This window comes from Echinicola marina (genome assembly GCF_020463795.1).
In the GTDB taxonomy this organism is placed as follows: domain Bacteria; phylum Bacteroidota; class Bacteroidia; order Cytophagales; family Cyclobacteriaceae; genus Echinicola; species Echinicola marina.
The window spans coordinates 2,089,670-2,111,335 of sequence record NZ_CP080025.1 but is presented as its reverse complement, the minus strand read 5'-3'; the positions used below and the strand labels follow the sequence as shown (position 1 = coordinate 2,111,335).

General features: G+C 41.4%; 20 protein-coding genes. 12 read left to right on the top strand and 8 right to left on the bottom strand.

What is annotated here, in order from left to right; all coding sequences use genetic code 11:
• Nucleotides 1-25 precede the first annotated feature (25 nt).
• Together KZP23_RS08830 and KZP23_RS08825 are read right to left on the bottom strand one after the other, a co-directional pair.
• Nucleotides 26-727, bottom strand: coding sequence for a hypothetical protein (locus tag KZP23_RS08830; RefSeq protein WP_226335889.1), 702 nt, complete (start codon nt 725-727; stop codon nt 26-28).
• Entirely contained in the window at nt 724-1,254 is a 531-nt protein-coding gene (locus KZP23_RS08825) for an RNA polymerase sigma factor (RefSeq protein WP_226335888.1), read from the bottom strand. The genes KZP23_RS08830 and KZP23_RS08825 overlap by 4 nt, the downstream gene beginning before the upstream one ends.
• Nucleotides 1,255-1,548: 294 nt before the next feature.
• Between KZP23_RS08825 and KZP23_RS08820 the strand changes: the two genes are divergently transcribed.
• Nucleotides 1,549-2,661, top strand: a complete 1,113-nt coding sequence (locus tag KZP23_RS08820; protein WP_226335887.1) for a trans-sulfuration enzyme family protein — start codon at nt 1,549-1,551, stop codon at nt 2,659-2,661.
• A 422-nt stretch (nt 2,662-3,083) separates the two neighbouring features.
• Here the strand turns inward: KZP23_RS08820 and KZP23_RS08815 are convergent, their stop codons facing one another.
• The 4 genes from KZP23_RS08815 to KZP23_RS08800 form a co-directional block, all read right to left on the bottom strand.
• Nucleotides 3,084-4,622 carry a YifB family Mg chelatase-like AAA ATPase gene (locus tag KZP23_RS08815; RefSeq protein WP_226335886.1) on the bottom strand — a complete coding sequence of 513 codons (1,539 nt, stop codon included), beginning with the start codon at nt 4,620-4,622 and terminating at the stop codon, nt 3,084-3,086.
• 88 nt (nt 4,623-4,710) lie between these two features.
• Nucleotides 4,711-5,076 carry a hypothetical protein gene (locus KZP23_RS08810; RefSeq protein WP_226335885.1) on the bottom strand — a complete coding sequence of 122 codons (366 nt, stop codon included), beginning with the start codon at nt 5,074-5,076 and terminating at the stop codon, nt 4,711-4,713.
• Nucleotides 5,077-5,108: 32 nt separating this feature from the next.
• Nucleotides 5,109-6,941 carry an ABC transporter ATP-binding protein gene (locus tag KZP23_RS08805; RefSeq protein ID WP_226335884.1) on the bottom strand — a complete coding sequence of 611 codons (1,833 nt, stop codon included), beginning with the start codon at nt 6,939-6,941 and terminating at the stop codon, nt 5,109-5,111.
• A gap of 31 nt (nt 6,942-6,972) precedes the next feature.
• The gene (locus tag KZP23_RS08800) at nt 6,973-8,649 is read right to left on the bottom strand and encodes a hypothetical protein (RefSeq protein WP_226335883.1); all 1,677 of its coding nucleotides are present in this window, start codon (nt 8,647-8,649) and stop codon (nt 6,973-6,975) included.
• Between the two features lie 309 nt (nt 8,650-8,958).
• Between KZP23_RS08800 and KZP23_RS08795 the strand changes: the two genes are divergently transcribed.
• The 10 genes from KZP23_RS08795 to KZP23_RS08750 all read left to right on the top strand — a co-directional run bounded on the left by KZP23_RS08795 (nt 8,959) and on the right by KZP23_RS08750 (nt 18,248).
• A complete protein-coding gene (locus KZP23_RS08795) occupies nt 8,959-9,204 on the top strand; it encodes a type B 50S ribosomal protein L31 (protein WP_186756068.1) in 246 nt (81 codons plus the stop codon).
• Between the two features lie 78 nt (nt 9,205-9,282).
• Nucleotides 9,283-10,485 (top strand): GlmU family protein, encoded by a 1,203-nt coding sequence (locus KZP23_RS08790; protein ID WP_226335882.1) that lies wholly within the window; start codon nt 9,283-9,285, stop codon nt 10,483-10,485.
• Nucleotides 10,486-10,500: 15 nt separating this feature from the next.
• On the top strand, nt 10,501-11,646 hold the full coding sequence (locus KZP23_RS08785; protein WP_226335881.1) for a DNA polymerase III subunit: 1,146 nt from the start codon (nt 10,501-10,503) through the stop codon (nt 11,644-11,646).
• Entirely contained in the window at nt 11,643-12,086 is a 444-nt protein-coding gene (locus KZP23_RS08780) for an ATP-dependent zinc protease family protein (protein ID WP_226335880.1), read from the top strand. Before KZP23_RS08785 ends, KZP23_RS08780 begins: the two co-directional genes overlap by 4 nt.
• Nucleotides 12,083-12,991: a 30S ribosomal protein S6--L-glutamate ligase gene (gene rimK / locus KZP23_RS08775; protein ID WP_226335878.1), complete on the top strand. Its 909-nt coding sequence runs from the start codon at nt 12,083-12,085 to the stop codon at nt 12,989-12,991. Before KZP23_RS08780 ends, rimK begins: the two co-directional genes overlap by 4 nt.
• The gene (hemC, locus tag KZP23_RS08770) at nt 12,991-13,926 is read left to right on the top strand and encodes a hydroxymethylbilane synthase (protein WP_226335876.1); all 936 of its coding nucleotides are present in this window, start codon (nt 12,991-12,993) and stop codon (nt 13,924-13,926) included. The genes rimK and hemC overlap by 1 nt, the downstream gene beginning before the upstream one ends.
• 3 nt (nt 13,927-13,929) lie before the next feature.
• On the top strand, nt 13,930-14,763 hold the full coding sequence (locus KZP23_RS08765; RefSeq protein ID WP_226335874.1) for a peptidylprolyl isomerase: 834 nt from the start codon (nt 13,930-13,932) through the stop codon (nt 14,761-14,763).
• On the top strand, nt 14,753-15,685 hold the full coding sequence (locus KZP23_RS08760; RefSeq protein ID WP_226335872.1) for an SDR family oxidoreductase: 933 nt from the start codon (nt 14,753-14,755) through the stop codon (nt 15,683-15,685). The genes KZP23_RS08765 and KZP23_RS08760 overlap by 11 nt, the downstream gene beginning before the upstream one ends.
• Before the next feature lie 253 nt (nt 15,686-15,938).
• Nucleotides 15,939-17,558 carry an alanine/glycine:cation symporter family protein gene (locus KZP23_RS08755; RefSeq protein ID WP_226335870.1) on the top strand — a complete coding sequence of 540 codons (1,620 nt, stop codon included), beginning with the start codon at nt 15,939-15,941 and terminating at the stop codon, nt 17,556-17,558.
• A gap of 96 nt (nt 17,559-17,654) precedes the next feature.
• The gene (locus KZP23_RS08750) at nt 17,655-18,248 is read left to right on the top strand and encodes a porin family protein (protein WP_226335868.1); all 594 of its coding nucleotides are present in this window, start codon (nt 17,655-17,657) and stop codon (nt 18,246-18,248) included.
• Between the two features lie 39 nt (nt 18,249-18,287).
• Here the strand turns inward: KZP23_RS08750 and KZP23_RS08745 are convergent, their stop codons facing one another.
• Nucleotides 18,288-18,854 carry a helix-turn-helix domain-containing protein gene (locus KZP23_RS08745; protein ID WP_226335867.1) on the bottom strand — a complete coding sequence of 189 codons (567 nt, stop codon included), beginning with the start codon at nt 18,852-18,854 and terminating at the stop codon, nt 18,288-18,290.
• Nucleotides 18,855-18,993: 139 nt separating this feature from the next.
• On the opposite strand from KZP23_RS08745, the gene KZP23_RS08740 reads away from it, so the two are divergent.
• On the top strand, nt 18,994-20,991 hold the full coding sequence (locus KZP23_RS08740) for an alpha-ketoacid dehydrogenase subunit alpha/beta (RefSeq protein WP_226335865.1): 1,998 nt from the start codon (nt 18,994-18,996) through the stop codon (nt 20,989-20,991).
• 53 nt (nt 20,992-21,044) lie between these two features.
• On the opposite strand, the gene KZP23_RS08735 is transcribed toward KZP23_RS08740, so the two are convergent.
• Nucleotides 21,045-21,638, bottom strand: a complete 594-nt coding sequence (locus KZP23_RS08735) for a DUF3244 domain-containing protein (protein WP_226335863.1) — start codon at nt 21,636-21,638, stop codon at nt 21,045-21,047.
• Nucleotides 21,639-21,666 lie beyond the last annotated feature (28 nt).

The following is a 21,666-nucleotide window of genomic DNA, read 5'->3' as shown; positions in this document are numbered from 1 at the left end:
TTGGAAACCAAAAAAAATGTCAATTTCATTGCCCATTGGAAAACCTCAAAACAAGCTTCCCAGGATTGCTTCTCAACTTACTCAGCTCCCTTTCTGTATCAATGCGTTTATTTTTAGCTGAATAAGCTGTATTGATCTTGATCTTCTCATTAATCCCCCATGAAACCCTTACCTCATGAAAGCTTTCCTCCGCGGTTTCATCCTCTTGAACAGGCCTTGGGCGCTCATTCACAGCCAATGGCGCTGCTGTAATAAACACGGGCATGGACAATTCGGGAACTTCTATTTCACCTAATGCTATTTCCTTTTTGATCATGAAATTTTCCTTTGGGGCTTTCTGTACTGCCGTTTCTTTTACTGCCGGAACCGATGTAACTTTCAGCTTATTCATCTTTGGCACTTTTAACGGAATTTCCATCTCGGAATAAGTATTGGTCAAAAGAAATTCCTGATCATTGGAAAAAGAGTCCATTTTTATCGTCATGAAGAGTATATAAGCCACCACCATAACAAGGAAAACCGCAGCTACGCCTATCCAAAAAGGACGGATTGAATGCTGATTATTCAATTCCTCCTCGATTCCTTGCCAAGCCTCCTCCTTGGGAGCGACTAAAGGCAAATGCGGCAATTCTCTGGACAATTGCTTTTCAAAGCTTCTTTCGCTTTCCAGTTTATCCCAAAAATTCTTATTGGGCTGAAATTCCGGTAAATCAAAATTCTCTTTCATGCCTTCAGTACTTGATTTAAACTTTCTCGTAATAACTTTTTAGCATAAAACAGCTGGGACTTGGAAGTACTTTCTGAAATAGACAGCATTTGGGCACATTCTGCATGCTTAAACCCCTCCACTTCTATCATCAAAAAGACACTTCTACATCCCACCGGCAATTTCCTTATGGCTTGATCCAGCATTTCCCCATCTATCCAACCATCAAGAACACCTGCTTCAGAAAAGGCATCCACCTGATCCAATGATGAAAAATATATCCGTTTTTTCGCCATATGAATCGCTTTTCTCACTGCTATTTTTTTCATCCATGCACCCAAAGTACTCTCCCCCCTAAATTTTTTAATCCCCTTGAATATCTCAATAAAGGATTCTTGTAGGGCATCATGTGCCTCAGCCTCATCATCCAAAATTCTATACACTGTGGAATACAAGGCCACCTTATATCGCTCGAAGAGCTCAAACTGGGCTTTTCGATCCTGCCTTATACATGCAGCAATAAGATCTTTTTCAAAAATTGACTTCATTCTAATCGGTTTCCACTATAAAGAGGCTGTTTTATTGGAAATGGTTGGAAAGCCTTGCTATTTTTCTTATTACAATTTAAAAATTCTAATGGATGGGACACTTATTCTTACAATCATAAGACCACTTTTAAACAAATGTCTCCCTAACTCCAAAATACAAATCAGCAGCCCATGGCTCTTAAATCTACTTATTAAAGCTGATCACCTACAATTTTCTTAATTAGCCATGAGCAGATAACTAAATCTTACCCCACTTTGGTCCAAATTCATTAATTTTAAATAAAATTGACAATCATGAAATTCGAGACCATAGCCATTCATGGAGGGAATTTGATAACGGACAGCCACAGACCGGTAGTTCAACCCATTACCCTATCCACCACTTTTGAACACCAAAAAGATTCCCTGATATATTCCCGAGCCAATAATCCCAATAGAATGGCCCTGGAAAATCTATTGGCCAAACTTGAAATGGGAAAATCCGCTGCAGCCTTCTCTTCAGGAAATGCCGCAGGAATGGCTGTTTTTCAAGCTCTCCCTCACGGAAGCCATGTAATCGCCCCATCAGACATGTACCATGGTCTCAAAAAACAGTTGGTTGAAATATTCCATGATAAGCTGGAAGTTACATTCATTGACCTTAGTTATAGCCAAAAACTCAAAAAAAGCCTTCAACCCAATACTAAACTCATTTGGATAGAAAGTCCTTCCAATCCATTACTAAAAATCAGTGACATCAAGGCCCTATGTAAATTGGCTAGGGAAAATGATATTATCTCTATTTGCGACAATACCTTCGCCACTCCTGTATTCCAAAATCCTTTGAAACTAGGAGCCGATATGGTGATGCATAGTACGACCAAATACCTCGGGGGGCACAGTGATATTCTTGGAGGGGCATTGATTACAAAAGAGGAAAATAAGTTTTGGGATCAAATACTAAATGTTCAAAAAACCGGGGGAGCGGTCCCTTCTCCTTTTGACTGCTATTACCTAACCAGAAGCATAAAAACCTTGGCCTATAGAATGAAAGGCCATGCCGAGCATGCTGGGATTATCGCCACCTTCTTGAATCAGCATCCAATGGTCGAAAATGTCTTTTATCCAGGATTAACACAGCATCCCGGTCATCAGATAGCCGCAAATCAAATGACTGGTTTTGGGGGAATCCTTTCTTTTCTAATAAAAGGAGGACCGGAAAATGCGGACAAATTCATCTCCCACCTCAAATTCTTCAGTAATGCTACTAGCTTGGGCGGTGTGGAAAGCCTTATTGAAAGAAGAGCTGCAGTAGAAGGCCCCGATACCAAAACCCCGCAAAATCTTATCCGTGTTTCTGTCGGCCTGGAACATTTGGAAGACCTTCTAGAAGACCTAGAACAGGCTTTCAAAAAAATCAAGAACTAATCGAAATTGAATTATTATGAGAAAGGTAAGCGATTAACAACCTATTTTCAGGCCAGGCTTGATCTGAATATTCTTTCTCTCCATTTTTTGCATTTACCCTATGATTGTACCCAAAAAGAATAATTTCGGGTCAAAACAACAAAGCCATCCGCTTAAGCGGATGGCCCCTTTCTTTAACTGACTTTCTAAAGAAAAAAGTGTGTTGAATTAGTTGGATTGTATATATAAGGGTGACAACAACTTTGTCTGCAAATAAAAGCATTTCATATTTATTTGCAAAACTTAACAATCATTAAAGTACAATAATTTTATAAGAATATTTCAATACTACTTTTTCAAAATACAAATACTGGAAATATAATATCATTTTTCTAATCATATAATTATTCAAATTTAGCTCAAAACTTATTGAAAATTTTGTTTTAACCTGCCCATCCTTCACGATCCAAACTTCTGTACTGAATAGCCTCTGCCAGATGTTCTACTTTAATCTGCTCACTTCCTGACAAATCCGCTATCGTCCTCGCTACTTTCAAGATCCTATCATAAGCTCGGGCAGACAACCCCAATCTTTCCATAGCGGTTTTCAGCAGTTTTTTTCCTCCTTCATTGATCTGACACACTTCTTTAACCAAATGCGATGGCATCATGGCATTGCAGTAGATATCTTTATGCTCTTCAAAACGTTTCACCTGCATTTCCCTTCCCGCAATCACCCTTTCCCTAATAGAGGAACTGTCTTCTGCCTTATTCATGGAAGTCATTTCTTCAAACTTCACGGGGGTTACCTCCACATGCAGATCAATCCTATCCAATAAGGGACCGCTTACCTTGTTCAAATATCGCTGAACTACCCCTGGTGCGCAAACACACTCCTTATCAGGATGATTATAATAGCCACATGGGCATGGGTTCATGCTGGCAATCAACATAAAATTAGCAGGATAGTCCACAGAGACTTTTGCCCGGCTGATGGTTACCTTACGCTCTTCCAGAGGTTGGCGCATTACCTCAAGCACCGTCCTTTTAAACTCCGGCAATTCATCTAAAAATAGCACCCCATTATGCGAAAGGGAGATTTCTCCCGGCTGGGGATTGCCCCCTCCACCGACCAACGCCACATCACTTATGGTATGATGGGGAGAGCGAAAAGGTCTTTGTGCTATAAGTGTTGCTTCATTTCCTAGTCTTCCTGCGACAGAATGAATTTTAGTGGTTTCCAAAGCTTCCTGTAAAGTCAAAGGAGGTAAAATGGAAGGCAGCCTTTTGGCCAACATGGTTTTACCAGCACCTGGAGGGCCAATCATCACCACATTATGGCCTCCTGCTGCGGCTATCTCCATGGCCCTTTTGATATTGTCCTGCCCTTGGACATCCGCAAAGTCAAATTCGTAATCCTCCAGGCTGTGGTAAAATATGTCCCGAGTATCGGTCACCAATGGTTCGATCTCCAATTCCCCATCCAAAAAACCTATTGCCTCTTCCAAGGTCTCTACACCGATCACATCCAAATTATTAACGATAGAGGCTTCCGAAGCATTCATTTTAGGTAAGATCACCCCCTTGAAACCTGACCTTCTTGCTTCTATGGCTATGGGCAATACGCCCTTGATAGGCCTTAGCTGACCATCTAGGGACAATTCGCCCATGATGACATACTGCTCCAATTCCGGAAAGCCGACCTGCTCAGATGCTTTTAATATCCCCATGGCAATGGGAAGATCATAAGCTGAGCCCTCTTTACGGATATCTGCCGGGGCCAAATTGACAACTACTTTTTGCCGGGGCATCCTATAACCAAAATATTTCAAGGCTGATTCCACCCTTTGCTGGCTTTCCTTTACCGCACTGTCCGGTAGGCCTACCATATAAAAACTTGTTCCCTGACCTACATTTACTTCTATTGTAATCAGCTTGGCATCGACTCCGGACACCGTGCTTCCAAAAGTTTTAGCTACCATTTGATAATTTATTCTTGATAATAAAAAAGGAAATCTCTTTTCGAGATTTCCTAATATACTAATTATTATACTAGTGTTTTACTTTCTACTATTTGATGTTTTGACGGGGCTTAATCACTGAGGAATCCTTTTCCTCCTCTGAAGCATTCGTCACCTCTTCACCCACCCTTGATTTCTTTCCTTGTTCGATATCATAAAGTTTGGCTTTTAAGCTATTATTTTCACTTTCCATTTTCATGATCTTTTTATTAAGCCCGCCAGCATACATGCTTTGAAATAACCAAGCCAACAAATAAATCACAAATCCGACCAGCATCCAAACCACCACTTTCCCAGCGGTAAGCTCCTCGATATTGAAGCCGTTTTTCACACTATCAAACGCTAAAAAGAAGACCAATGCAACTCCAAAAAATAGCGCTACCAAAAGCTGAAATATGCTTGTTATTTTTTTCATATGTTTAAAATTGGGTTTTACTAACTAATATACTAAACTGACTGCATTGAGGAAAGCTTCTTGTACAAACCTTCTTTTTCCATCAGGCTCTCATGCGTTCCTCTTTCCACTATTTCACCTTGCTGTATCACCAATATCTCATCAGCATGCTGTATGGTGCTTAAGCGGTGCGCAATCACCAGTGTAGTCCTATGACTCATCAAATTGGTCAATGCTTCCTGCACCAAACGTTCCGACTCGGAGTCCAATGCTGAAGTGGCTTCATCCAGTATCAGGATAGGTGGATTTTTCAAAACTGCCCGTGCAATACTCAACCGCTGCCTTTGCCCGCCAGACAATTTACTGCCACGTTCTCCAATATTGGTCTGATACCCCTCCTCCAATTTCTCTATAAACTCATGCGCATTGGCAATCTTTGCAGCCTTTATCACCGCATCCATGGACACATCTTTCAGCCCAAAAGCAATATTATTAAATACTGTATCATTAAACAGTATTGACTCTTGGGTAACAATCCCTACTAAGTTTCTCAAATCAGCAATTTTGTAATCCTTGATGTTCACTCCATCTAACTTCACGATGCCATCAAGAGGATCATAAAACCTAGGCAATAAATCAGCAATAGTAGATTTCCCTCCCCCGGATGGCCCCACCAAAGCGATGGTTTTCCCCTTCTCTAAGGTAAAATGAATATCCTTTAATACCAACACATGCTCGTATCCAAAATTGACATGATCAAACTCCACCTTACTATTGAATTGAGCAAGAGATCTGGGAGATACTGCATCTTGGATTTCCGAAGGAGTATCTATCACCTTAAAAATTCTTTCTGCAGATGCCAAGCCCCTTTGAATGGTACTCATGGCTCTAGAAATTTCCTTTGCAGGATTAAGTACCTGAGTAAATAAAATAATATAAGCCAAAAATTCACTGGCACTTAAATCTGAAGCATTATTAAGAACCAAACTGCCTCCATACAAAAGGATACCTGCCACAACAAAAACGCCCAAAAACTGAGACATTGGAGAGGCCAGCTCATTCCTGCGTGCCATTGAAACATTAATAGAAGAATACTTTCCTGTCTCCTCGTCAAATTTATCATAAACATAATTCCTTGCACCAAAGGCTTTCACCACACGCATTCCCCCTATGGTTTCATCCAAAATATTTACAATCCTCCCCAATGACTCTTGGCTTTCAATGGCCTTCTTTTTCAGTCGCTTGGTAATCCCTCCAATCAATGCCCCTGAAATCGGAATAATCAAAATAGTAAAAATGGTCAGCTTTACTGACATAAAAAACAAGGCTCCAAAGTATAAAATAATGGTAACAGGTTCTCTAAAAACAACCCTCAGAGATTGAACCACGCTATTTTCTACTTCTTGAATATCATTGGTCATTTTGGACATCAGGTCTCCTTTCCGCTCATTGGAAAAATAACCGATATGCATTCGACTCACCTGATCAAAGACATTCATACGCATCTTTTTGATCACATCAGCACGCACCTTGGCCAGAACCACTCCAGACAAATACGTAAATAGATTGGAGAGGAATACCGAAACCACGATAATAATACAGACATAAACCAAAGTCCCAAACTTCCCATGCATTTCTGCTACCTGAATAAAATAATGGTTAAAAAGGTGCATAAAATAATCTATGGTAAAAGAAAAATCGGGCTGATGGGCATATTTTTCCAGCTCTTCCGGATTCACCTGTTCAAAAATCACATCAAACAAGGGTTTGAGCAAAGTGAAATTTAGCAAACCAAAAATGATTGCCAGAAATGCATATACTATATAAAAAGGAAAATATTGTCTGTATGGTCTGGCATAGGCCAGAATTCTTAAATAGGTCCTCATGTACTTAGGAAAAAACCTCCTCCACTTTTGTTTAATAATTAAAATCTTCTCTGGCTATATTCAGTCTTAAGGATAGCTGCGAATACTGACTTACTTCAGGACTATCCAAATTTTGGGCTGTATGCTTGCGATAACTATGCCCCGCATCCAAAAACAAATTATGTCGCAGCATATAGGAAGCCCTAAAGTTTCCAATAAGCATCCTGCTTTCCACCCCCTGTCCTATGGTATGCCCATAAAGTCCCAAACCATCAGTTCCTTCCAATCTGTTTTTCAACAAATCACCACCCATATTGGTTTCCTCATTGGGATCTGCTCCATAATAATGGTAAACACCTATAAAATTGAATGATAGTTTTGGAAGCGGCTGGTAACGAAGAATACCAATCATTTCCCTGAAATTAGCCCCTCTGGGATGGGTTAGCGGAGTACGGTAATTGGTATAAGCCTGGTATTCCTCCTTTTCCTGATAGGTATAGGGCCTTGCTTGATTATACTCCAACTGCAGATCCAAATTGGGAATATTGAATACATTGATATACTTATATCCTAGCTGTAAACCATGCTTATTTCTGCTAGAGTTTTTTCCATCCTGTCCAAAAAATTCTCCAAAAACAAATTCATCCAAAGCAAATTGTCCATAAAACTGCATGGAATTGGCCATATTCCATTTAAAATCCGTCCCTAACATTACTTGATCGGGAGTTCCTAATTGATGTTCTACCCACCGGTAAAATATAATCGGATTAAAATAAGTCCAATCCGCCTTATTGGCCATTACAGATTCAAAGACGCCGATATTGAATTTTTTACCCAAGTTCAAACCTAAGCGATGCAGACTAAAAAACTTCTTAGGATACCTACCATCGGTAGGTCTACCTATTCTATCCAAAAAAACATCTGCATTTAACTGGGCCCAAGTATTGGTAAACTGGAGTTTCCATACCCTTGTGTTCAGTTTAAAAAACATATAGGGATTGGAAAAATCAGAAAGCACCATGGACCTGTACCCCTCACCAATAAAATTTCTATCATGGCCCATCTGGGCAGAAATATGCTTACTGACCTGAACGGTCACATAGCCCCTTGCAGAAAAATAACTATAACCATGATCCCCATAAGTCTTCCAAAACCCTTCACCTGGCACTGCACCGTTATGCTTTGCGTAGGTATCTATCCAAGAGGGAAAGATCACCTCATTGGTACTTAAATAGGTGAAAAAACCCACTTTTCTATCCACACTCCCCCTGACAGCAATACCCCTAGAGTTTTTGAAATTCATAAAATCCTGTTCACTATCCCTCCCTCCCCGGAAATACAACACTGGATTGACGTGCACATCTACCACCTTATCTCTGTGATAATAAAAATCCGAAGGCTTTTTATATAAGGCTTTCCACAATGGCTTCTTGGAAAAATCCGTTTCCTCCTCTATAAATTCCCAATTATCGTTTTTCAGGAAATTGATATTAAATGCATCCACCTTAGACACATACTGTTCATCGATGGTTTCCAAAAAGTCAGCCACATCATCTCTTCTATACGGTTTATAGCCGGTGTGGAAGGAAGAGTTAAAATTTCCTCCCAAAATTTCATAACGATCTATTAAATGGTAATAATCCCTATTGAAATCAATATAAGCACTCTGGGCAAAACAAAATGGAAACAGGAAAACACTAGCAGTAAGAGATAGTAAAAATCTTTTCATGGGCAATTATTCACATAATTCTTCTATTCAACTACAAAAATTAAAACAATATTAGATGAAAACGAGGCTTTTTCAATAAAAAAGCGTTTTGATCAAGTCTTCTTAGCTGACCATCAAACTCCAAGCTTTCAAATTTTATCACCTCTATTGCTGATATCCGGCATTTTTTTCACAATTTTGCACTGGATTAGTTGGCTGAACCCCTTCTAGTTAAATAATTCATTGATAAACATTTGGAGGCTTTTACAAAAAAGGATAACTTTGTGCCTCCATTTGAAAAAGCGACATTTAATATAAATAGGGATTACCATGAAAAAAGACATTCATCCAAACTACAGAGAGGTTGTTTTTTATGACACTTCCAGTGAATATAAATTCATTACCAAGTCTACTATCGAAACTAACGAGACGATCACTTGGGAAGACGGAAATGAGTATCCAGTTTACAAAATAGAAGTAAGCTCAAACTCTCATCCATTCTACACTGGTAAGAAGATGCTATTGGACACTGCGGGTCGAGTAGAGAAATTCAACAGAAGATACAAGAAGAAGTAATTCATTTCTTTTCTGTAAAAAAGCGTTTTAAAAGTCTCTTGGAAATTGTATTCCAAGAGACTTTTCTATTTTTGTACCATGGAGGCAATTACATTATTTGATGACCCTACATACAGGGGTTCATTATTACCTTTTACTTTTACGCGCCCAGTGGCAGAAATCCGGGTGGGCATATTAAAAATCAGTGAAAAATGGGAAAAACACCTTAATACCAAAGCTGGATTTTTCACACAGGATTATTTAAAAGACAAATTCCCTCAGCAGAAAGAGGCAAAATTATTCATCAATGGTGGGCTCTGCCCAGATCATGGATTGACCACAGCCATCAAATCCCTGCAACAAGGCCAAGCCTTATATAAGGACAATACGCTTTTGGCTACCCTTATTACGCAAGCTTCTGATTTCTCTATAGATGAAATCAAGGAAAAATATCAATCCATCGAACACACGGGAGAAATCACCCTTATCCATAGAAACTGGCACATCTTTCAACACAATGGCCTTGAACTCCGGAAAGACTTTGCCCTGCTCACCAACAACCGCAACTCTGCTGCCATAAACGATCCCCATACGCGCGTTTACAATCCAGAGATGATCTTCGTGGAAGAAGGGACACAGATCCGGGCCGCCATCCTTAATGCAGAAGATGGGCCTATCTATATTGGAAAAAATGCACAGATCCAGGAAGGCGCTATAATCAAAGGCCCCTTTGCACTTTGCGAAGGTGCAGTGGTCAATATGGGTGGAAAAATGCGGGGTGACAATACCATAGGACCATATTCAAAAGTAGGCGGTGAAGTATCCAACACAGTCATCTTTGGCTATAGCAATAAAGGCCATGATGGTTTTATAGGCAACTCTGTCATAGGAGAATGGTGTAATTTTGGTGCCGATACCAATATATCCAACCTAAAAAACAATTATGCTCCAGTGAAAATCTGGGATTATACCAAAGGCGGCTTTGCCAATTCAGGCCTTCAGTTTTGTGGATTGATGATGGGAGACCATTCCAAATGTGGCATCAACACCATGTTTAATACTGGAACAGTGGTAGGTGTGGGAGCAAATATTTTCGGATCGGGATTTCCTAGAAACTTCGTACCTTCCTTTTCTTGGGGCGGAGCAGCTGGTTTCACCACTTTCCAATTCAAAAAGTTTGAGGAAACTGCAAGCAAAGTAATTGAAAGGAGAGGGTTCAGCTTTGATGACACTGAAAAATCTTTGCTTCAACATATATATGACATGACCAAGGCTTATCGCATTTGGGATAAGAAAGTATAAGCGAAAAGAACAAACATGCTATTTTCATCTATTCCAGGCTTACAAGAAACCAAAGACAAGCTCATCAAGGCCATCAAAAACAATCATTTGGCCCATGCTTTGCTATTTCATGGCCCAGAAGGTTCTGCCAACCTAAAAATGGCCCTGGCTTTGGCCACTTATGTCAACTGTGAAAATCCAAGCGAACAAGATGCCTGTGGCGTATGCAGTGCCTGCCAAAAAATGGCAAAACTGGTTCACCCCGACCTGAGCTTTACTTTCCCTGTGCCCGGAAGCCTTGTCAAAGAAGATGATGATGGAAATGGCAAAAAAGTAGACATCCTTGGCCCATGGAGGGAGTTTGTGCTACAGAGGCCCTACGGAAGCCTTCAAGACTGGATATACCATAATGGATTTGAGAAGAAGCAACTGAACATCTCCAAAGCTGCCGCCAAGCAAATTATAAAAACCATTTCCCTTAAATCATTTGAGGGAGGATATAAAGTGATCCTGGTTTGGATCCCAGAACTGATGCATACCGCCTCGGCCAATGCCCTATTGAAAGTTTTGGAAGAGCCACCTGAAAAGACCTTGTTCTTAATGATTGCCCATCAACCGGAGCAGCTGCTGACGACTATTCTTTCCAGGACCCAAAAAGTCTTGGTAAGGGCATTTACTGATGAAGAGATCAAGGATCACCTCATTGCCGAAGGACTCTGCTCCCGAGAGGCAGGAATGCAAATCGCCCCTTTGGCCAATGGAAACATGCGGGAAGCTTATCGACTGGCAGATCAGGTAGTCGACGAAAACACCGCTAAATTCCGGGACTGGATGCGGCTTTGTTTCACACTGGACATCAATAATATTCTTTCTTGGTCGGACAACTTCCAAACCTTGGACAAGGAAGGGCAAAAAGCCCTTTTCCTGACTGGCCTAAACATACTAAGGGAAAGTTTGTTGAAAAGAAGTCAACTGGAAGATCTGATGCGTACCGCTCCAAACGACATGGAATTTATAGAAAACTTCAGTCTAAAAGCGCTGACCGAAAATAAAATCCTCAGTATTTACCAATTACTGAACACCGCTCACTACCACTTAGAAAGAAACGCAAATGCCAAAATCCTTTTTGCTGATCTTTCCTTTAACATGGCCAAAGTCCTAAGAAAAAAAGAGACAGAATGAAAAAGTTCATTATCGGCAGAAGAGAAAAAATCAGCCTTCCTGAATGGGACCTGGACATGATTTCCTCCAAGGTGGATACTGGAGCATATACCAATGCCATACATTGCGAATGGATGGAGGAAAAGGAGATTAATGGCAAAAAAATATTGGAATTCAAACTCCTATCTCCCAAGCATCGCCTTTATAATGGCAAGCTTATACAAACCGAAAAATACAGCCAGAAAAAAGTAAAAAACTCCTTTGGAGGAGCAGAATTAAGGTACAAGGTCTCCACCAAAGTCCTGATGTTTAACCAGGAGTTCGAAACAGAGTTCACCTTATCGGACCGGTCTAAAATGCGCAATGCCATCCTATTAGGCCGAAAAATGCTAAAAGGAAAGTTCATCGTAGATGTAGATGAAACCAACCTATCAAAAAAACATAAAGCTTCACAGCCATGAGAATAGCCGTACTTTCAAGAAACCCAAACCTTTACTCAACAAGGAGACTAAAAGAAGCCATAGAAGATGCAGGGCATGAGGCGCTCATCATCGACCACTCCCTCTGTGACTTGGTCATCGAGCAGGAAGGCCCCTCTATATTTTATAAGGGAGAAAAACTAAGTGACATCCAGGCCATCATCCCAAGGATCGGAGCTTCAGTAACTTTTTACGGCACTGCCGTAGTTCGGCAGTTTGAACTGATGGGAGCATTCTCAGCCGTAGAGTCCCAGGCCATTGTAAGAAGCAGGGACAAATTAAGGAGTTTACAGATACTTTCTAGAGAAGGTTTGGGCATGCCCAAGACAGCCTTTACCAATTTCTCCAAAGGTGGTGAAAAACAATTGATCGACAAAGTGGGAGGAGCTCCCCTGATCATCAAGCTCTTGGAAGGCACCCAAGGTTTGGGCGTGGTGTTGGCAGAAACCAGAAAGGCCGGACAATCCGTAATTGAAGCATTCCATGGTTTAAAGGCCCGGATCATTGTACAGGAATTTATCAAAGAAGCCAAAGGCGCAGATATCAGGGCCTTTGTGGTCAATGGTAAAGTGGTTGGCGCCATGAAAAGACAGGGGGAAGAAGGCGAATTCCGGTCCAATCTTCACCGAGGTGGGCAGGCTTCTGTCATCAAGCTTAGTAGTGCCGAAAGAAGGGCAGCCCTTGCCGCAGCCAAGGCCTTGGGACTGGCTGTGGCTGGAGTAGATATGCTTCAGTCTGCCCGTGGCCCACTGATCCTGGAAGTCAACAGTTCACCTGGACTGGAAGGCATAGAAAAAGCCACCGGAATTAATATTGCAGGAAAAATCATCGAGTATATCGAAGCCTCTGCAAACAAAAAAACTAGTAAAAGCAAAATCAAACAATAATGCAGCCTATCAAAATAGGAACCAGAGGTAGTAAACTTGCACTGTTTCAAGCGTATCATATAGCTGACCTCTTGAAAGCCAAAGGGCTTCAAACGGAAATCGTTACCATAGAAACCAAGGGTGACAAAATTTTGGATGTCTCTATTTCAAAAATAGGCAGTAAAGGCGTATTCACTGAAGAACTAGAGGATCAATTGGCATCTGGTGAAGTGGACATTGCTGTTCACAGTGCCAAGGATATGCCTTCCTCTTTACCTGAAGGATTTGAGCTAATTTCCTTTACAGAGCGAGAAAAGGTCAACGATATCATTTTGAGCCATAAAGGGAACATAGATTATTCCAATCCTGAGAAGCCTTTACTTTTGGGCACCTCTTCCACCCGCAGAGTAGCCACCCTAAAACACTTCTACCCTCATATCAAAACGGTAGAAGTCAGAGGCAACCTTCAGACCAGGATCAAAAAAATGGAGTCTGGTGTTTGTGATGCGCTGCTTTTGGCTTATGCAGGTGCACATAGGATGGGTTATGATGAAATGATCCAACATGAACTTTCCTTGGATGAATTCACCCCTGCTGTTGGGCAGGGAAGTATTGCAGTTGAAGCTTATGATAAATTGGACAGGGAGCTAAGGCAACTCATCATTCAAGCTACACATCATGAAGCAACAGGCTATCGGCTAAGGGCTGAACGCAGCTATCTGAAAGTGCTTGAGGGAGGATGTAGTATTCCTGTATTTTGCCTAGCAGCATATAATAACGGGCAATTAACGCTCAAGGGGGGAATTGTCAGCTTGGACGGAAAGGAAAGAATCCACCATACTCTCACAGGACCTGCCGAAAAAGCAGAGGCACTGGGCAAAGAACTAGCTGAAAAGGTAATCCAATCTGGAGGAGGTCGCATTTTGGCCGAAATAAAAAATACGCTTAACAAATAAGTTATGAAATTAAGATTACTTTGGATAGCATGCCTGCTCTCCATATTGATCTCTTGTTCATCCGAAAATGATTCATTGATCAAGATCCATACGCGACATGGTGATATTTTTGCCGTTCTATATGATCAGACACCCGAGCACAAAGAAAATTTCATCAAATTGGCCAAAGCAGGAAGGTTTGATTCCACCCAATTCCATCGCATTATAGATAATTTCATGATCCAAGCTGGAGATGTATTCACCAAGGAGGGATTGCCTGAAGACGAATGGTACACCCTTCCTGCGGAATTCAATGAGGAGCTAATTCACGAAAAGGGCGCCATTGCCGCAGCCAGACAGGGAGATAATATCAATCCCGAAAAAAGGTCAAGTGGTTGTCAGTTCTATATCGTGGAAGGCAAAGTCTATACAGCGCTGGAGCTGACCACAGACATGAGACGTTTACAAAAGCAGTTCATGAAATATATCAGCCTTGAAAGCAATAAGGAACTGGCAAAGCGCTACGCTGAGCTTTATGCATTTGGGGATTTTTCTGCCATGAATGACTTGATGCTTTCTAAGAAAGTCATCATGGAAGACTTCTATGATATTAATTTGGACAAAAAATTAACTCCCCAACAAATTGAAGCCTACACCAGTGAGGGTGGCACACCACATTTGGACGAAGGAGGATATACCGTCTTTGGCAAAGTCATCAAAGGATTGGATGTGGTAGACAAAATTTCCGCAGAAAAGACCAACCAAATGGACCAAGCTAAAGTCCCCGTATACATCACCGTTGAAGTAGAGGAAATGAGCAAAAAGAAAATCACAAAAGATTACGGTTTTGAATACTAAAAACAATCATCAAGACACCATTTTGGTCACTGGTACCAACGGCCTTTTAGGACAAAAACTGATCAAAAGACTCCTAGAAAAAGGCACTTTCAAAATAATAGCCACAGGAAGAGGGGATTGCAGACTCCCTAAGAGCTGGCAAGGCTTTGATTACGAGCCCATGGATATCACCGATGAAGTATCCATAGAAAAAGTATTTGCCAAATACAGACCGGATATTGTCATCCATGGTGCCGCCATGACCAATGTGGATCAATGTGAAACTGAACAAGAAGCCTGCTACGCACAAAATGTAAGTGCTGTAAAAAATATTATTTCGGCCTCCGAAAAGGTCAGCGCCTATCTCCTCCATGTTTCTACTGACTTTATTTTCGACGGTGAAGCAGGTCCCTATACAGAGGAAGCCGAAGCCAATCCCGTCAATTACTATGGAAAAACCAAATTGGAAGCAGAACAACTGATCCAAGCTTCCCAACTTAAATGGGGGATTGCGCGAACCGTCTTGGTTTATGGTCTTTCCCATGACATGAGCAGGTCCAATATTGTCCTTTGGGTAAAAAATTCCATCGAGGAAGGGAAATCGCTACAGCTCGTAGATGACCAACTCCGGACCCCTACTTTAGCAGAAGATCTGGCAGAAGGCTGCCTGTTAATGGCGGAACAAAAAGCCACCGGGATTTTCAATATTTCTGGCGAGGAACTTTTGACCCCATATGAAATGGCCATGCAGACAGCAGACTACTTCAAATTGGACAAAACCAAGATCAACAAAGCAGACTCCAGCACCTTCCAACAACAGGCAAAAAGACCCCTAAAAACCGGATTTATTATCAAAAAAGCGAAAGAACAGCTTAATTATCAACCAAAAAGTTTTATGAATGGGATTGCTATTCTAGCAAAACAGCTTAATTTAGCCGATTGATAAATTCGGTTAATATTAAAACAATCCAATTTTATCCCTAATAAACATGAATTACATCCTTTATACATACAGTACATATGGCTATAGGGATGGTATTCTTAAACCGAATCCCCCCTTATCATAATCCGGAATTCAAAATCCGGGGGATTGAAAATCAGTATTTAAGGGAGATTGGATTGGGAAATGTAAACAAAAGTAGAATTTATCCAAAAGTTTATAAGGCTCAAATATACAAATCAAACTTAAACACATTATGTATAGAAAACTTCTATCCTTCTTAATTTTTCTACTACCTATTAGCCTGTATGCACAGGAAACCTCGCCCACAGAAGACTTAAGTTTTGGACAAAGAATAGACCAATCCTTTCAACCAGTAGCTGATGCTTGGGAAAGCCTCGTACTATACCCCATCACAATTGGAGACTATAATATCCCGATTGTTTTGATTTTATTGGTTAGTGGCGCTACATTTTTCACCATCTATTTCGCACTTCCAGGGATCACCAAAATGCCTTTGGCCATCAATACCGTAAGGGGCAAATATGATGATATGGAGAAAAACTATAAAGACCCTGAAACTGGGGAAATTATGGTGGATGACTCCAAAGGAGGGGAGGTTAGTCACTTCCAAGCCCTTGCCACAGCCGTATCAGGCACAGTTGGCCTTGGCAATATCGCCGGAGTAGCAGTAGCTATTGCAATCGGCGGGCCTGGTGCCACTTTCTGGATGATCATATGTGGTATTCTAGGAATGAGTACCAAGTTTGTTGAATGTACCCTTGGTGTAAAATACAGGGATGTAGACAAGGATGGAGTTGTTTATGGAGGACCAATGTACTACCTCTCCCGTGGATTAGGTCATGACCTCAAAAAAGGACGCCTAGGACAATTCCTCGGAGGCCTTTTTGCAGTGCTTTGTGTAGGAGCTTCATTTGGTGGTGGCAATGCATTCCAGTCCAACCAGGCTGCCTCCCAGCTGTCCAACCTCATGGGCATCAACTTCCAAACCAATGGATTCTGGATCGGTATTGTACTTGCCATGCTAGTAGCGGTAGTAATCATTGGTGGGATCAAAAGAATCGCTACCATTACTGAGAAAATTGTTCCTTTTATGGCCGGTGTCTATGTATTGGCCTCCCTGATTATCCTGGGAGCTCACTATGACTATATCGATGATGCTTTTGGCTTGATCATAGAAGGTGCCTTCAGTCCAATGGCTGGACTTGGTGGAATGGTAGGTGTGCTGATCGTTGGGTTCCAGCGAGCAGCTTTCTCCAATGAAGCCGGAGCAGGTTCCGCTGCCATCGCCCACTCTGCAGTTAAAACTAAATTTCCTGCCAGTGAAGGTGTCGTAGCCCTTTTGGAACCATTGATCGATACTGTGATTGTTTGTACCATGACTGCCCTAGTAATCATCTTTTTCAATATTGATGGTGGTCTTGGCAATGTAGAGAGCATCTTCAATTATGGTGGTGACGGAAGCGGAAACGTAATTCTTAAAGACGGAGGTGCATCTGTCGGCGGTGTGGAACTCACTACCATGGCTTATGATACGGTGATTCCTCACTTTTCCTATGTGTTGACAGTAGCCATCATTATGTTTGCTTTCTCCACAATGATCTCTTGGTCATATTACGGACTCCAATCTTGGAAATACCTTTTTGGTAGAAGCAAGGCCGCTGACCTGAGTTACAAAATCATATTTCTGGCATTCATCGTGATTGGAGCTTCTACAACCTTAAATGCTGTAGTAAAATTCTCCGATGCCATGATCCTGGCCTTGGTATTCCCCAATATGATTGGCTTGTTCTTTTTATTTCCCAAAGTAAAAGTGGAACTAAAAAAATATACAAACGCCATCAAAAACATGTGACAGTCTCCTCTCCACTCTTTGAGTGCCTAGCTCTGGCAAGGTATTTGAAGTTTGGCAGAAAGCATATTATAGATTTCAACGGATAAAAATTAAGTGATGAAAAAATTATTGGCCCTTTTTGCATTTTCCTTCTTGGCACTGTGTACCCAAGTAAAGGCCCAGGACTTTTCCATTGGCCCAAAACTAGGCATATCCCAAGGAAACATAAGCGTTAGCAATGGTGAATACGAAAGTGGTAGCAGCAAGTTAGGCTACCATATTGGTGCCTTTGCAAGAATGGGGGGTAATGCCCTATACCTACAACCTGAAGTCCTGTATGTCAACACCGGAGGTGAGATCACCAAGACGGATGGCCCTGACGAGCAAAAGTTCGAGGCCAGCTTTAACCGACTGGACGTGCCTGTCATGTTAGGTTTTAAATTAGGAAATATATTCAGGATACAAGGAGGCCCAGTTGGCAGCTTTTTGCTCAACTCCAAATTTTCGGAAGAGCTCCAATCTGACCCCATGCCAGACTATAAAAAATCCACACTTGGCTACCAGGCAGGTATAGGATTGGATATTGCCAATATGATCATTGATTTGAAGTACGAGGGCTCGCTCAGTAAACAAGCTGAGAGCATTGCTGGCTTGGAAACGGACCAAAGGCAAAACCAACTTATTTTATCACTAGGTCTAAGGCTATTCTAAAACATAAAAAGGAGCGATGGAAAATTTCATCGCTCCTTTTTATTTCACCTGGTCCAAGCTCGCCCGGGGCTTATCTTTTAATCTTTTATAGGCAGAAGGTGTCATGCCTACTACTTTTTTGAACTGGCTTGAGAGGTGCTGTACACTACTGTAACCTAGTCTCCAGGCTATTTCACTCAACTGCAATTCCTGATAACAAAGCAGTTCTTTTGTTTTCTCTATCTTCAAATGGATAAAATATTTCTCGATCGTTATCCCCTCAGTGGTACTGAACAAATGGCTTAACGCACTATAATCTTCCGGAATAACCGTCTTGATATATTCAGAAAGGTTTAATTCCGTACCTAATTCCTCTTGCTGCATCATCGCATGCAAAGCATTCTTGATCCGCTCCACTGTTTGCACTTGCTTTTCCCTCAAGAGCTCAAAACCCATCTCCTGCAATGCCTCTTCAAGTAGCTCTTCGGTTGCCTTATCCACGGACTCCTGAACACTCACCTTGCCCAACTCAACCTTGTCCACTTGAATCCCTTGCTCTTTAAAAATCTTTTCCACTGCCATGATACAGCGAGGACAAACCATATTTTTTATTAAAATTTCCGACATACTCTTTAAACTGATTTGGCCTACTTGAAGTTCTGAAAATTTGCTTCTATCACAACAGCCTCTTTTTTCTTGACCTTATCTCATGCTTTGTTTTCAATATAACTTACAGTAATTTGCTTTGAATAAGTTTCAATATACCATGAATAAAGCCAATTCCTTGATGTTTTTTGATCGCAAAAGCCTGAGCAATGAAACGTTATTGTTTTTTTATCAAGAACTTTTAGTCCCCAGAAAAATCGAAGAAAAAATGTTGATCCTATTACGTCAAGGAAAAATCAGCAAATGGTTTAGCGGCTGGGGTCAGGAAGCTATTTCTACAGCTGCTGTAATGGCCATGGAACCTGACGAATTCTTGCTACCCATGCATAGGAATCTAGGTGTATTTACAGGTAGGAGAATTCCTTTAGATAGGCTCTTTGCCCAATTCCAAGGTAAAACCAATGGCTATACCAAAGGCAGGGACCGCTCATTTCATTTTGGTTCATTGGAGCATCATATTGTAGGAATGATCTCACATTTGGGCCCCCAAATGGCTTTGGCCGATGGCATAGCGCTGTCACACAAACTTAAAAAAGAAAATAAAGCCACCTTAGCGTTCACCGGTGATGGTGCTAGCTCTGAAGGAGACTTTCACGAAGCCCTGAATATTGCTGCAGTATGGCAATTACCGGTGATTTTTCTGATCGAAAATAATGGGTACGGACTTTCTACCCCAAGCCATGAACAGTTCCGGTGCGAACAGTTTATCGATAAGGGTCCCGGTTACGGCATGGAGGCCGTTAAAGTGGATGGGAACAATATCCTAGCGCTTTACCATAGCCTTAATGAAATCGCAAATGACATCAGAGAAAATCCAAGGCCCTTTATAGTTGAAGCCTGTACTTACAGAATGCGCGGGCATGAAGAAGCTTCGGGAACAAAATATGTCCCAAATGATTATTTTGAAGAAGGTGCTAAAAAAGATCCAATCAAAAACTTTGAGGAATTTCTAGTTGCTGAAGGTATTCTGGATGAAAAATCAAAACAGTCCATCCTCCAAGAAATCCAAGATAAGATAGATGCAGGGCTTGACAAAGCTTTTGCAAGTCCTGCACCCAAGGCCAATAGCCAAGAAGAACTAAAAGACACCTATGCGCCTTTCAGCTTTCACCTAAGTAAGGCAACTTCAAACAAAAAAAGTGAAAAAAGGCTGGTTGATGCAATTAAAGACGGCTTAGAACTAAGTATGCAACGCTATCCGGAATTGATCCTAATGGGTCAAGATATAGCCACTTATGGAGGGGTATTTAAAGTTACGGATGGTTTTTTACAGAAATTCGGACCGGAAAGGGTACGGAATACCCCCCTCTGTGAAAGCGGTATTGTCGGTACGGCTCTCGGGTTGTCCATTGGTGGCTTTAAATCGGTAGTCGAAATGCAATTTGCCGATTTTGTCAGCTGTGGATTCAACCAAATTGTCAATAACTTAGCAAAGCTTCATTATCGCTGGGGCCAGCATGCTGACGTGGTCATTCGCCTGCCAACGGGTGCTGGAGTAGGTGCTGGGCCATTTCACTCCCAATCCAACGAGGCCTGGTTCTTCCATACTCCTGGCCTCAAAATCCTTTATCCCTCCTCTCCCTACCAAGCAAAAGGCTTGCTTGCCGCTGCCATTGAAGATCCTAATCCATGCTTGTTTTTTGAGCATAAGGGACTATACAGGTCCATCAGTGAAGAAATACCAGATGACTATTATACACTTGAGATAGGCAAAGCCCATTTGGTAAGCGAAGGTGAACAGCTGAGCATCATCACTTATGGAATGGGAGTTCACTGGGCCAAAACAGCTATTCAGGAAGCAGGTATAGAAGCAGATATTCTTGACCTTTGTACCTTATTGCCTTGGGACAAAAAAGCAGTAGCTGACACCGTCAGTAAAACCAATAAAGTAATCATACTCCATGAAGATTGTTTGACTGGGGGAATAGGAGCTGAAATTGCTGCATGGATCAGTGAATATTGCTTTGAAAAACTCGACGCCCCTGTCATGCGGGAAGCCAGCCTGGATACTCCAGTACCTTTTGCCTCCAATCTTGAAAAGAACTTCCTGCCCCAAGACAGGTTTAAGGAAAAGTTAAAAAAACTGCTTGAATATTAAAAAGGCTGTCCTTAACGGACAGCCTGCAGCCCAAACCTATGCTAAATATGGGATTAGAAATAGATGTATTTCTTTCTCCCTTGGGCATCCTTGATCCTTATATACAAGCCCTCGACCTTCCTGTTGCTTACACGATAATCTCTCTCAAATCCATCCTTTACCTTAACTTTGTCTGTAGCAATTACCTGATTGCTCTCATCAAAAATATCTACCTGAGTCCCTGGCTTTTCAATTCCCAGCACCGTGAGGTTGATGGTATGGTTATCGACAACTTTTCCAAAAGCCACTATGGGTCTTTCAAAAACTTTTTCCTTTTCTTTAGTCTCTACACTATAAATAGCTACTTCTTCCTTAGTTTTGATCTTAACAGAATAATAGCCTTCCGGCAAATCACTCAGGTCATAAGGAATATTCATTGGTGTCTTGGCATTGTACCTATTATGAGCTAAGATTTTATCCTGCTCATTCAAAATAGAAATGGTTACTTTACCTACTGGTACCTTAAAACTAACGCTGACTTTTTCGTCATTTGCTTCAACGCTGGTCACAGCCATTAGACTTTCTTTAGCGGCAGGATCTGGATCAGCCGAAGCTTGTGCGATAAAAATCAATCCTAATACAAAAACGGAGGTTAATAAAGCTTTCATGATGGTATATTTATTAATTGAATGTTTT